The sequence below is a fragment of the Loigolactobacillus jiayinensis genome, from assembly GCF_003946445.1.
Classification (GTDB): Bacteria; Bacillota; Bacilli; order Lactobacillales; family Lactobacillaceae; genus Loigolactobacillus; species Loigolactobacillus jiayinensis.
This window is the reverse complement of record NZ_RHOF01000074.1, coordinates 1-12,507: the sequence shown is the minus strand read 5'-3', so window position 1 is coordinate 12,507 and position 12,507 is coordinate 1. Positions and strand designations below refer to the sequence as shown.

At 42.6% G+C, this 12,507-nt stretch carries 17 protein-coding genes; 2 read left to right on the top strand and 15 right to left on the bottom strand.

Annotated features, from left to right (window positions below):
* Nucleotides 1-19: 19 nt before the first annotated feature.
* The 13 genes from EKM80_RS13485 to EKM80_RS13425 form a co-directional block, all read right to left on the bottom strand.
* Nucleotides 20-277 (bottom strand): hypothetical protein, encoded by a 258-nt coding sequence (locus tag EKM80_RS13485; RefSeq protein WP_191985956.1) that lies wholly within the window; start codon nt 275-277, stop codon nt 20-22.
* Nucleotides 278-321: 44 nt separating this feature from the next.
* Nucleotides 322-1,536, bottom strand: a complete 1,215-nt coding sequence (locus EKM80_RS13480; protein WP_125554073.1) for an ABC transporter permease — start codon at nt 1,534-1,536, stop codon at nt 322-324.
* Nucleotides 1,523-2,218 (bottom strand): ABC transporter ATP-binding protein, encoded by a 696-nt coding sequence (locus tag EKM80_RS13475; RefSeq protein WP_125554076.1) that lies wholly within the window; start codon nt 2,216-2,218, stop codon nt 1,523-1,525. Before EKM80_RS13475 ends, EKM80_RS13480 begins: the two co-directional genes overlap by 14 nt.
* On the bottom strand, nt 2,211-3,344 hold the full coding sequence (locus EKM80_RS13470; protein ID WP_125554071.1) for an efflux RND transporter periplasmic adaptor subunit: 1,134 nt from the start codon (nt 3,342-3,344) through the stop codon (nt 2,211-2,213). Before EKM80_RS13470 ends, EKM80_RS13475 begins: the two co-directional genes overlap by 8 nt.
* Nucleotides 3,345-4,300: 956 nt before the next feature.
* Nucleotides 4,301-4,720 (bottom strand): flavodoxin family protein, encoded by a 420-nt coding sequence (locus tag EKM80_RS13465; RefSeq protein WP_125554069.1) that lies wholly within the window; start codon nt 4,718-4,720, stop codon nt 4,301-4,303.
* Between the two features lie 105 nt (nt 4,721-4,825).
* Nucleotides 4,826-5,173 (bottom strand): 50S ribosomal protein L19, encoded by a 348-nt coding sequence (gene rplS / locus EKM80_RS13460; protein ID WP_125554067.1) that lies wholly within the window; start codon nt 5,171-5,173, stop codon nt 4,826-4,828.
* Nucleotides 5,174-5,297: 124 nt separating this feature from the next.
* Nucleotides 5,298-6,131 carry an alpha/beta hydrolase gene (locus tag EKM80_RS13455; RefSeq protein WP_125554065.1) on the bottom strand — a complete coding sequence of 278 codons (834 nt, stop codon included), beginning with the start codon at nt 6,129-6,131 and terminating at the stop codon, nt 5,298-5,300.
* Between the two features lie 52 nt (nt 6,132-6,183).
* Nucleotides 6,184-6,921 (bottom strand): tRNA (guanosine(37)-N1)-methyltransferase TrmD, encoded by a 738-nt coding sequence (trmD, locus tag EKM80_RS13450; protein ID WP_125554063.1) that lies wholly within the window; start codon nt 6,919-6,921, stop codon nt 6,184-6,186.
* Nucleotides 6,911-7,441 carry a ribosome maturation factor RimM gene (gene rimM / locus EKM80_RS13445; protein WP_125554061.1) on the bottom strand — a complete coding sequence of 177 codons (531 nt, stop codon included), beginning with the start codon at nt 7,439-7,441 and terminating at the stop codon, nt 6,911-6,913. Before rimM ends, trmD begins: the two co-directional genes overlap by 11 nt.
* Before the next feature lie 225 nt (nt 7,442-7,666).
* A complete protein-coding gene (locus EKM80_RS13440) occupies nt 7,667-7,906 on the bottom strand; it encodes a KH domain-containing protein (protein ID WP_164509577.1) in 240 nt (79 codons plus the stop codon).
* A 10-nt stretch (nt 7,907-7,916) separates the two neighbouring features.
* Complete coding sequence (gene rpsP, locus EKM80_RS13435; RefSeq protein ID WP_003680393.1) at nt 7,917-8,192, bottom strand: 30S ribosomal protein S16; 276 nt, start codon at nt 8,190-8,192, stop codon at nt 7,917-7,919.
* A gap of 179 nt (nt 8,193-8,371) precedes the next feature.
* Nucleotides 8,372-8,587, bottom strand: coding sequence for a hypothetical protein (locus tag EKM80_RS13430; protein ID WP_125554059.1), 216 nt, complete (start codon nt 8,585-8,587; stop codon nt 8,372-8,374).
* 20 nt (nt 8,588-8,607) lie between these two features.
* Complete coding sequence (locus EKM80_RS13425; RefSeq protein WP_125554057.1) at nt 8,608-9,555, bottom strand: helveticin J family class III bacteriocin; 948 nt, start codon at nt 9,553-9,555, stop codon at nt 8,608-8,610.
* A 145-nt stretch (nt 9,556-9,700) separates the two neighbouring features.
* On the opposite strand from EKM80_RS13425, the gene EKM80_RS13420 reads away from it, so the two are divergent.
* Nucleotides 9,701-9,904 carry a hypothetical protein gene (locus tag EKM80_RS13420; protein ID WP_125554055.1) on the top strand — a complete coding sequence of 68 codons (204 nt, stop codon included), beginning with the start codon at nt 9,701-9,703 and terminating at the stop codon, nt 9,902-9,904.
* Between the two features lie 104 nt (nt 9,905-10,008).
* Here the strand turns inward: EKM80_RS13420 and ffh are convergent, their stop codons facing one another.
* Together ffh and EKM80_RS13410 are read right to left on the bottom strand one after the other, a co-directional pair.
* Nucleotides 10,009-11,445 carry a signal recognition particle protein gene (ffh, locus tag EKM80_RS13415; protein WP_125554053.1) on the bottom strand — a complete coding sequence of 479 codons (1,437 nt, stop codon included), beginning with the start codon at nt 11,443-11,445 and terminating at the stop codon, nt 10,009-10,011.
* A gap of 21 nt (nt 11,446-11,466) precedes the next feature.
* Nucleotides 11,467-11,808 (bottom strand): putative DNA-binding protein, encoded by a 342-nt coding sequence (locus EKM80_RS13410; protein ID WP_125554051.1) that lies wholly within the window; start codon nt 11,806-11,808, stop codon nt 11,467-11,469.
* Nucleotides 11,809-12,099: 291 nt separating this feature from the next.
* Between EKM80_RS13410 and EKM80_RS13405 the strand changes: the two genes are divergently transcribed.
* Nucleotides 12,100-12,432 carry a hypothetical protein gene (locus EKM80_RS13405; RefSeq protein WP_225418895.1) on the top strand — a complete coding sequence of 111 codons (333 nt, stop codon included), beginning with the start codon at nt 12,100-12,102 and terminating at the stop codon, nt 12,430-12,432.
* Nucleotides 12,433-12,507: the final 75 nt, after the last annotated feature.

Sequence of the window (12,507 nt, the reverse complement as noted above, 5' to 3'; positions counted from 1 at the left end):
GACCAATTATAAGTTAATTCTAGTAAGTGTTGCACTTGGGTTGACAATTCGGGTAGATCAAATAACCGACATACGTCGAGAAAAACAATCCGACGATTAAGCCAATTGCACTACTACCGAAAGTTATCCATTTGACCATTGCTGGTGCATCAACCAATAATTTCTTAGGTGGATAAATAAATGCCACAAAATAAGACATCACCATACCAACTACTAAATATAAAGCCACCCAAATTTTCGTGTCATTAGCACTTACTTGCTTAAACCATTTTTTCATTTTATTTTCCTCCAATTAAATTATGTGATAAACCCGCTTTTATCTTAACGAATGATTTCAATAAGGTCTTTTCGGCTAGCAGCATTGGCTGGCATTACACCAAAAACTAAGCCAACGGCGGTGGAAACCCCGAAAGCCAATGCAAAACCACCAAAACTAAAGCTAGCTTTAAACGGCATCACTGGTAATGCGCTGACACCCAATGCCAGTAATACACCAAGCCCATAGCCGATAAAGCCACCTAAAATTGTTAAAGTTGCACTTTCTAACAAAAACTGTAGTCGAATATCTTGTTGTCGCGCGCCCATTGCACGACGAATCCCAATTTCTGTTGTTCGTTCAGCGACTGAAATGTACATCATATTCATCACACCGATACCGGCGATAAATAGCGAGATCCCTGCAACGGCCGAAACAAAGTAGGTGATCGCATTCAGGACTTTACCGAACGTATCTGCTTGCGCTGTTGGGTCGTTACTTTGATACTCTCCTTGACTGCGCATACTGCCTTGTGTTTTTAATATATGCAGCACCTGTTTATTCACATGACTCGCTTTCGCCCCTTTAGTTAGCGACAATGTCAATAAATCACCAGTGCGCTCGCTACGAGTATAGTACTGATGCACTTTTCTTGGAATCGTAATGTTTGTTGGAATCTGACCACTCATGGCATCAGTAAAATTAACGCTGCTGGCCACCGAACTGCGGACACCAACAATTTCATATAATTGGTCGTCAATGGTAATCCCATGATGTAAAGCGTTAGTTGTGCCACCAAATAGACTTTTGGCCAAACTAGCATCGATCACTGCAACTTGATTACCAATTTCATTGTCCATCGCAGTCAAACGACGACCGGCGATCACTTTACTACTTTTACCTTTGGTGTAATGTACCAGTACACTTTTGGTCTTATTCTTTACCGGTAACGTGAGCTGCGCGTAATCCGAATCCGAACTACTTTGCTTCACTCTGGCGATACCTTTGACTTGACGCACTAAAGTCAGATCACGCTCATTAAAGGGTTGTGCGCTAGTATTGGCAGTATCGTTGGGCATATAAACAATCTGGGTTTCAACTTTACCAGATTTATTGCTAGTGATGCTTTTAGTCACCCAATTGGAGAAGCCATCGCCGATTGCTAAAATCGTAACAACTGCCGCAATCCCGATAATGATCCCTAGCATGGTCAAAATGCTGCGCCGCTTATTCTTTAGGATTGAACGCAGTGCGGTGGTCCAAATTTCAGAGAAGCGCATGCTGCGTCACCTCCTCATCCGCCGTGATTGCACCATCAAGAATCTTGATCAACCGATCACCATACAACGAAACTTGTGGATCATGAGTCACTAAAACGATCGTGGCCCCTTCGTTACGATTAAGATCACGAAAGATCTGCATGATTTCCGCAGAAGTCTTGGTATCTAGCGCGCCAGTTGGTTCGTCAGCGATGATAAATTTAGGTTGATGCACTAATGCCCGCGCAATAGCAACCCGCTGTTGTTGCCCACCAGAAAGTTCACTAGGAATTTTTTGACTACTATTAGATAAACCGACGCGGATCAATGCCTGTTCAACAACCGGTTTAGCGGCGCGTTTGGTCATGCCACCATAAAGTAACGGCAGCTCAACGTTCTCTAAAATCGTGTTGTTACCGATCAACTTAAAATTTTGAAAGACAAAACCGACACTCCGATTACGAATACGTGCTAACGTATTATCGCTTGCTTTTTGGTAGGAGTCACCATTAAATAGATACTCACCTTTATATTGACGATCAATAAAACCAATTAAATTGATCAATGAAGTTTTACCCGCGCCTGACGGTCCCATAATCGATAAAAATTCACCGCGATCGATGGCTAAATTAATATCACGTAAAACATGAAAGTTTTGCGCCCCATTTTGATAGTACTTATTGACAGATTTTAACTCAATCAGCATTGACCGTCACCTCTTGCCCATTCTTTAAGTGATGATCAGGATTGGTAATGATCGTTGTTTTAGGTTGTAGTCCTGACATTAAATGCCAATAGCCATCAACTTTTTTAACCACCACCTTTTGCCGATAAGCTTTATGCTTTTTAATCGCATAAACATAACGCGTACCAGCTTTTTTAACTAAGCTAGCCGCAGGTAAACGAATCGTATTCTGCGGAACGCGAATTTGCACATTAAATCCATTAGTCAATTTATGATCGATTTTTACAGTAAATTGATAGGTTGCAGCTTCACTGCCACCAGTTTGCGCTGTGCCCGTTGTTGGTGCAGCCGCTTGCGGTGTTTGATCAATGGTCACAATTTTACCATGATAATGATCGGTATTGCTAACAGGCATAACCGTAACTGCCAATTCATGTTTGAGCTTGGCATAATCGTATTCAGTCACTTGACCATCAATGATCTGACCATCGCTAATGATCTGCATATCCGGAATGCCAGTATTACTATTATTTGTGGTATCCAATGCAATCGTACCAGCAATTTTGGCCGTCACTTGTGGGTCTAATTTTGCTTGTAAACGCGTCAAACTATCATTAGTCTGTTGTAATGCCAATTGGTCCGCCGCCAATGTATTCCGTGCTTGTTGCAGCTGATCAGCAGCTGCACCTGAGGCAGCAACCGCACTATCAATGTCACTACCAGTTACTTCTGTTGTCGGCTGATTTGACTGTTTTTTCAACGCTGTAATAGCCTGCTGATCATTTTGAATCGCCAGCTCGGTTTTCGCTACAGATTGATTAGCCTCATCAATCTGGCCTTGTACTTGATCATCATGAAACGTCATCAATACAGTGCCAGGATCAACGTGTTCTCCATTTTTAACGTTGATCGCCGTTAATGTTCCTGTACTGCTAACACCAGTTTCAACCGCAACCGTATCCTTCGCTGCTACTTTGCCCTTCAGTAGCAGCGCACTATCACGCTTGACCCGATAGGTCTGGTATTGCTGTTTTTGCGCCGCCCGCTGGCTATTCGCTTTCACTAAGCCCACCGCGACAATCACACCTAAAACAAGTAAAACCCCCAAGATGATCCAAAAACGTCCCCGAAATAATTTCTTCATCCAACTCTGACCTTGTTTGCTCAATATTTAACTTTAAGTTACTAGCAAACATCCTTTCCTGTAGACTTATTTATACACAGTTTAATTATACATGTATTTGTAATTTACGGAAGGATCAATCACAGCTGTTCTATATTGTGTAAATTTTATTAAACTTATAGCTTATTTTACTAAAAGGAAAACTATAGCTCATAAAGATATGCTTCAATTTCAGATCTAATTATCGCTCCTTTTTTGCTTGAATATATTTTGTAAGCTATGTCATTTGCATAACAACATTTCATTCGTCATAGCCAATCATCATAATTGCGACTATTTATTCTGTGCAGTGACATTAAAAAAATTTCAGCAAGGGGTTTTGATCAAAAAAGTTATAGCCCCTTTATGGTTGACAGATGAAATAATATAATTCATTTGTCGATCATGGAGGGATCTTTATACGCCGAGATCTAAATATACAGCACAAGAAAAACTAGCTATATTGACAACATGTGAACAGCCAAAAATACTAGCTGGTACCTTTATCAGGCAGCACGGTATCCGTGATTTTCATCTCAATGCTGATACGGTCGTAGTCTACTATCGCATCGTCGCTGAGCAGATTCAAATTTTAGACGTCGGCACTCACAGTAAACTTTTAAATAAATACAAAAATTTTTAGCCATGATTCGGCCCTGCTAAGTCGATCCGACTGATACGCGATATCTGGTAGTATTGGCGCTATACTTTTTCCTGTTGCTAGATTGACCAAAGTAGTAATCTAGCAACAGAATTTAACAAAGCGCCAAAATAAAAGGTATGTCCCCGTGTGAATACCGAGAACATGCCTTAACAGCACAGAAATATTTACTTTTGTATTGCCCTTCAGACGTCTTTGTATAGCGGGCATATTTGAATTTTGGTTTACAGTATTTTTCTATCTTACAGTCTGCATAGCTGAATACAACCATGCCGATCTATTTTGGTTCATCCACCACGGCTTGGGCAAAGGCAGCCGCCTGCTGCAGTTCCTGGGCATTAGGCTGGCCTTTATGTATTGCAGCAAATTCACCCCAGCAGCGAAAATTGCGATCTGCGACTGGTATATTTTTAGCGCGAACAAGCTTATCAACTTCCTTGTCCAAATCTTTCTTTAACGCTGAGGTCCCAAAAGTTGCGACCTGCCCTATTTTTTCAGGATCAAGTTGGGCGATGAATTGCTTTAAATGTTTATCGATACCCGCCCAATAAACAGAACCGCCTAAGAACAGTAAATCAACTGGCTCGCCAATAGCCACAGAGCAGTCTTGCGCCTCAACACCAACGGCCTTAGCGATAGCCACAGCTACTTTTTTTGCGTTACCGCCACGCGAATAATATCGGACTGCAATTTTCATACACGCCACACCTTCCTGTATCAGAAACCAATTTTTATCAAACTAGATACAAGTTCAGTATAAACTAAAAAGCCGCCCATTTCTGGACGACTTTTCTCATACAGTCTAGCGACGGATTTCTTTGATCCGAGCAGCTTTACCATGCAATGCACGTAAGTAGTATAATTTAGCACGACGAACTTTACCGAAGCGAATAACTTCGATTTTAGCAACCCGTGGTGTATGGATTGGGAAAGTACGTTCAACACCGACACCGTTACTAACTTTACGAACAGTGTAAGTTTCGCTGATGCCTTCGCCGCGACGCTTGATAACAACGCCTTCGAATAACTGGATACGTTCACGAGTGCCTTCAACAATCCGGGCATGAACGCGAACAGTATCACCAGGACGGAACGTTGGGATATCAGAACGCAATTGTTCTTTAGTGATTTCGGCAATTAATGGATTCATAAATATTTCTCCTTTTCTACAGACATTCTTGCCGCAAGCGCAGCAGCGGAATATCGTGATCAGTGATTTATCATCACAAAAATAAATTTTAGCACATATATTTCGCCCTGTAAAGGCTAAATCCTTAACGCAGTTGGTTCATTTTGGCATCAGGCCATAAAAAGTTAACCGCCAGTCGCCGTACACGCGGATTACGCCGCACAATTAGATGATGACTGGCTAATGGACCATGCACCAAGACTTGTCGGTACGTTGAAAAACGGCCACCCAATGCTGGTACTAGCGATTTGCTGGAAACATTGGTTACACGCGAATCTGAACCATTACCCACATTACCCATAATACTAAGCACATGTACGCCGGGTGGAAATCTTTTTCTAGCCTGAACCAAGTCACGGTAGGCACTGTGTCGAAATTCTGGCCGGCCATTTGCCATAAGGCGATTCTGCAGCGTGTCCCCGCGTCCTAACGCGCCATCAGCTGGTACTGAAATTAAAACGGCCCGCTTTAGGATCAATGGATGCTTGCGACTGTACGCAATCAACAAATCAAGATTTCCACGTGAATGGGCAATCGCATTGAAACTCCGAATGTGGTAGCGTTGCTTTAATTGTGTCAACAATCGATTCAGCCAGATTGCATTTTGCTGCCACGACGCCCATTTATTGGCAAAAACAACTTTGATCAACGGGTGCTGCTCACTGGGCTGCCAATCACCAAAATATTGAATTGTATCAGGTTTAATCACAGCAGTGAGTACATAATGGCCGTCATCGCGTTGTTCAGCATGATCAATTAACCGATTATAGGTTCGTTTACCGGCACCTAACCCAGCAATCAGTAAGGTTGGCCGCTGATATTGTGAATTAGCGGCGACATGGTCTTGCCGATTAGTGTAAAATACACCAAACAACAATAGCGCCAATAACACACTAAAATAAGCGATTCGTCGCTTCATGATGCCACCTCCGGACAGCTAACTGGCGGTCATAATTTCATACGTTTATTTATTAGTTTTCCTCGTGTTTAACTTGGGCTAATAGTTTTTGTTGTTCTGTAGTTAAAGTAACTTTTTTCAACAAATCAGGTCGGCGTAAATAAGTTCGCCGTAATGATTCCTTCTCCTGCCATTGGGCAATCAACTGATGATTCCCGTTAGTAAGCACTGGTGGCACCTGTAGCCCATTAAAATCAGCCGGCCGCGTGTATTGTGGGTGCTCCAGTAGTCCATCAGAAAACGAATCATGCTCGGCGGAACTTTCGTTACCTAGAACACCAGGCAGCAAGCGAACCGTTGTATCGATCACCACCATCGCCCCTAATTCGCCGCCAGTTAACACATAATCCCCTAATGAAATCTCGTCGGTAACCAAGTTGCGAATACGTTCGTCATAACCTTCATAATGACCACAAATAAAGACTAAATGGTCGCTGGCTGATAAATCTTCAGCGACACTTTGGTCAAACTTTTTGCCGGCTGGATCCAGTAGAATGACACGCTTAGGTCCTGGTTGCTTCTGCTCTAAATCAGCCATTGCCGCAAAAATTGGCTGTGGTTTCAGTAACATCCCTTCACCACCGCCATACGGGTAGTCATCAACGGTATGGTGTTTCACATCGTCAGAATAAGCCCGGAAGTCGGTCACTTCAATATCCAACAAATGACGTTCCTGCGCTTTACCGATAATCGATTGCTCAAAAACACCAGTGAACATACTAGGAAATAAGCTTAGCACATCAATCCGCATCGTCGATCAACCCTTCTGGCAAATCAATAATAGCCTGTTTAGCTGCTAAATTAACGTCTAAAACAACTGGTTTGATGTAAGGGAGATACCAATCCTTTTTGCCAGTGCGTGCGACCACCCAAACATCATTAGCGCCAGGACTAAGGATCTCTTTAACCGTGCCTAAATCAGCCCCAGACGTCTGCTCAACAATCTTCAGGCCAATAATATCGCGATAGTAAAAGCCATCGTCAGTTCCAAGTTCCTGCTGATCAGCTTCAGCGACGTATAGCGTTTGTCCCTTTAACTGTTCAACCGCTGTGAGATCCGGTAATTCAACAAATGAGAGCAAATTGAAGTTTTTATGCAAACGATGCGTTTTCACTGTCAGTGCCTTGGTTTGACCCTTAGGCTTAACGTATAACTTATTGCCGGGTTGGAAGCGTTCTGTAGGAAAATCAGTAGTCGCCATCACGCGCACTTCACCCCGAATACCGTGGGTGTTAACGATTTTGCCGACTGTATAATAGTTTTCGCTCATACTAGATCCTTTCTACTTGCCGCGTCATTTAATTGACTTTAATTGGGTGAAAACGTGCTTATATAGACAATCTTTTCCACGCAGCTACATTTGCCAAACGAGTCGTTACATAACTCTTTTTGTCAAACTAGGCTGATGCTCGAAGCCTAATCGTCTATAATAAGCACTCTTCAAAAGAAAAACACCTCATAAAACATTACTGTCTTATTGAGGCGTTTAGCTATTTTATTCAATAATGTTAAGCCGCACCCGCTTGTTACCCGGTACTTTCACACTATAAACGATTGTTCGAATCGCCTGTGCCACCCGACCTTGTTTACCAATGATGCGACCAATATCTTCATGGTTGACCTTCAAATCATACTCATGAAACCGTTCCGTTTCGTGTGTCGTGACCTGAATATCATCAGGATAGGTGACGAGTGGTTGAACAATCGTAATAATTAGTTCTTTCACATCAGTCATCATTTAATCCCTACTTTTTAGCAAACTTTGCTTCGTGCAATTTTTGCATGATGCCATGATTGGATAAAATGTTACGTACTGTATCAGAAGGCTGCGCACCTTTTTGTAACCAATCAAGGATTGTTTCTTCTTCTAATTTAACTTCGGCGGGATTAACTAATGGGTTATATGTGCCGACGGTTTCGATGAAACGACCATCACGAGGTGAACGTGAGTCTGCCACAACGATACGATAGAATGGACGCTTTTTAGAACCCATACGCTTTAAACGAATTTTAACTGCCATTACTGCACCTCCTTAACTTATTCAACGCTAATAAATATACCAGTTATTTGGACCGTTGTAAAGTGTTTTTTCTTTACACGGCTAAATACTGGTATAACGGCGTTTGCATACTAGATCACGCTTTTTAAAGCCTGATTTTGTATAAATCAACTAAAAATAGTACAACACTTGGCGGCTTTTCAGCCTTGCCAACCACAATGTTGATGAATATAACAACGTTTTCCCGCTGCAAATGCGCTTGGTGTTAATTCGAATTTAAAGCCACAGTTAGCAACATGCTGAATTTGTAACGGTAAGTGGGGATTGCCACTGTAGGTGCCAACCCAACTATAATCAGCCCCATCAGTAGCAGCCGCTAATACCTGTTGCGGATAATCTAACGCTTTTTCATCCATTGTGTGCCCTCACTTTATTTTTAAGTTAAGTTTATCATAGAACTCGTGAACGCGTGCCGTGATACGCGGTAGATAACGTGTTCAATAGCTTTACCGCTTAATTGATTGGCGTGAAAGGTTACAGTCACATAGAGTTGATCTGCGCACACCTGTAACCCTTCAATCTCTTGATCGGCAAAGCGTGCCGTTAAATCAGGGTGGTGTAGTTCAAATGCTGGCAGCCAGCCTTGATGCCAGTTGCCAGCACTAATATAGGGGATTTGCCCAATGCCACCACTACTGACATACAATGTTTGATCAGCAGCCAGCGCTAAACCCTGATAGGAATTATAGGGTACCCAATTACCTGCGCTTTTGGCATAAGAGCCTGTGCAAGCCGCCACTACTGCGGGGTCAGAGCAAGCTACTACCCTTTGCTGATCTAATAACATGTTTAATTTAGCCGCGTTATACTGGGCAAATTGCGCGCTTCCAGCTTGATTTTTAGTCCATAGCAACAACTGCCCATCACTAGCTAAAGCCGCCTCACAACGCAAAATTTGCCCTAGTGCGTGGCCTGTTTGGTTAGCGGCATTTAATTGCGTTAGGCGCGGTAACCGGGTAGTGCCGCACACGCGCTGATTAGCCTGATATTGCAAGCGGCCAATTTGGACACCCCAATTGATCTGCCGTGACTGCCACCAGCGCTTGCTCGCCTGACACACGACCCAAAAATAGTCCTGCTCACGATGTTGAAACCACTGCAGTGTTTGTCCATGACCAAAAAAGTGCAACGTCATTGAACTTTCTGCCGTAGCAACAGGCCCTTCAATGCGACATTTGGTGATGACTTGACGCGCATCACGCCACCGATCAGTGTATTGACAAGCATAGATGTAATCACCGCTAACATGCACCGTTTGTACCACATTTGGTAACGGTAACCCTTGTAAGGTCAGGAAACCTTCGCAAGCAATTGCCAGAGTCATTAGCTTACCTCATTTTCGTCATTTAATGCTAGCTTATAATATTGTTCTGTCCTTGTCACATTTCCGGCCCGCTTTTACGCATATTACTCGCACCAATCCCAGATTATTGCGATAATTTAATTATCCAGTAAAGGAGGTGTGCGCCATGAATAGTAAGATTGACAAGTTAAAAGGTAAGATCAAGGAAGCAACTGGTAAAATTGTCGACAATGATGAATTGACTAGTCAGGGCCAACAAGAACAAGATCTAGCTAAAGCCAAAGAAGACGCCAAACACCTTGCCGAAGATAAGACACAAGACAAACGAGAAGCCATTCAGCGCGATGCAATTGATGACACTGATAAATAAAACAGAAGCGAGGTTACACCATAATATCATGGTATAACCTCGCTTTTATTTTGCCTAATATTAAGGCGTATTTCAGCTGTCTATTCCGGAACACGATCATTAATTTACTTACGTCGTTTCCGCGCTTGCTTTAGCCGTTTTTGCTTCTGTTTCTTTTGTTTACGTACCATTGAACCCATAGCCATTTTACCTAGACGACCAGACATCCCCTGACCAAACATCTGATCCATCCCAGCAAAATTACCATTAGACATTTTACTCATCATTTTGCGTGATTCTTTGAATTGCTTGATCATGCGGTTGACTTCTTGAATCGGCCGCCCAGCGCCAGCCGCGATCCGCCGCCGCCGACTTGGATTCAGTAAATCAGGATCAGTCCGTTCACGAGGTGTCATTGAATAAACAACTGCCTTCATGTGACCCATTTCAGTTGGTCCCATTTGAATCTGATCTAAACCAGGAACATTGTTCATCCCCGGCATCATTTTCATAATATCTTTAATGCCACCCATTTTTTGGACTTGATCCAATTGATCGATAAAGTCATTAAAATCAAAGGTGTTCTCCTGCATTTTTTCAGCTAAATCAGCTGCTTTTTTCTCATCATAATCAGTTTGTGCTTTTTCAATCAAGGTCAGCATGTCACCCATGCCCAAGATACGATCGGCCATCCGATCTGGATGGAAGACATCTAGGTCGGTCAACTTTTCACCTTGACCAGTGAACTTAATAGGCTTGCCCGTGACCGCACGAATAGATAACGCAGCCCCACCACGAGTATCGCCGTCTAATTTAGTTAAAACGACCCCAGTGATGTCCAATTGCTGATTAAAACTTTCAGCAACGTTAACGGCATTTTGCCCAGTCATTGCATCGACGGTCAGCAAAATTTCATTCGGGTGGGCTAACGCTTTGATATCCGCTAATTCTTGCATTAACTTTTCGTCGATCTGCAGCCGACCGGCGGTATCAATGATGACGTAATCATTTTTATTCTCTGCCGCTTGTGCCAAACCTTGGCGGACGATTTCGCGCGGATCTACATCGGTACCTAGCTGGAAGACTGGTGCCCCAACTTGTTGTGCCACCACCTGCAATTGTTCAATTGCGGCTGGACGATAAACATCGGCAGCGATAAATAGCGGCCGCCCGTGCTCATTTTCCTTTAAAGAATAAGCCAGCTTACCCGCTGTGGTTGTTTTACCAGCCCCTTGCAGCCCAACCATCATAATAATGGTTGGAATATGTGGTGCCTTATTCAGTGGGACTGCTTCATCGCCCATAACTTTAGTTAATTCTTCATCAACAATTTTAACGATCTGTTGTGCTGGCGTTAAGCTGTCCAATACCTCAGAGCCAATTGCCCGTTCACGCACCGTTTTGACGAAATCTTTGACTACGCCAAAGTTAACATCGGCTTCTAATAATGCCAACCGAATTTCGCGCACTGCGTCACGAACGTCGGCCTCCGTAATTTTACCTTTACGGCGTAATTTGCTCATCGCGTTTTGTAAACGCTCAGTTAACCCTTCAAATGCCATTATTTCACCCTCTAGATTTAATTAATCTGCCTCATCTTGCTCTAATTCACTAATTAACTGTAACAGTTGCTGATCCGCCGCGTAATGTTGCTGTGCATAAGCCTGCAAGCGATCAGCAATATCATTGCACACCTGAAAATTATGATACAGCTGTAATTTCTGCTCATAGTCTTCCAGAATCTTTTCCGTTCGCTTAATATTATCATAAACCGCCTGCCGACTGACATTGAACTCCTCAGCAATTTCACCCAGTGAATAATCATCAGCATAATAAAGCTGCAGATAATGATATTGTTTTTTCGTCAATAACGGCGCATAAAATTCAAACAACGAATTGATTCGATTATTTTTTTCGATTTCCATTTTAAGCTCCACATTTCATTTTCTGCATACCCATTAAGACTAACCTAAGCGGAAAATAAAATCAATTGTCTTAAGGCCAATTTTGTGGCGTAGCACTAAACTATTTTGAGTGCTATAGGTTGCGCTGCTAATGTTAACTTATTTTTAGTCATTCAATGGCAGTCAATTGGCTCTAAACGGACTTAAAAAAGTACTCTGTGAGAATATGAACAATTTACTGATTTTTCAACGAGAATCTGCTAAAATATAATTAATTGGTCTGCACCATGCAGACAACCTTTAAGGGAGGTTATGATGATGGTACCTGTTATTATTTATTGGGGCGCCGTTTTAGTATTGGCCATCTGGTTGATCTGGAACGTCGGTTTTTCACTCAAATATTTAGCCAACGGTGAACGTGGTAATTTATGGGCGTTTATGTTGCTGAATGTATTCGCACTTATTGCTGGTTTATTAGTCGTTTGGGCATACGGCGACAATGGTTTCCTCAACTGGGCCTTGGCGACATCCTCAAGTAAAATCAACCAAACTGGTTGGTTGACGATCAACAACTGGATCAACGTTGTCTTGATCATTGTTCAGTTCTTCTTGGGTCGTGTTCGTGCACCCCAAACCACTAAATAGCAAACAAAAAAGTCTTAGTTACGGCTCTATACTTTATCCTGTTGATAGATTGCTCAAAGTGGTAATCTATTAGCA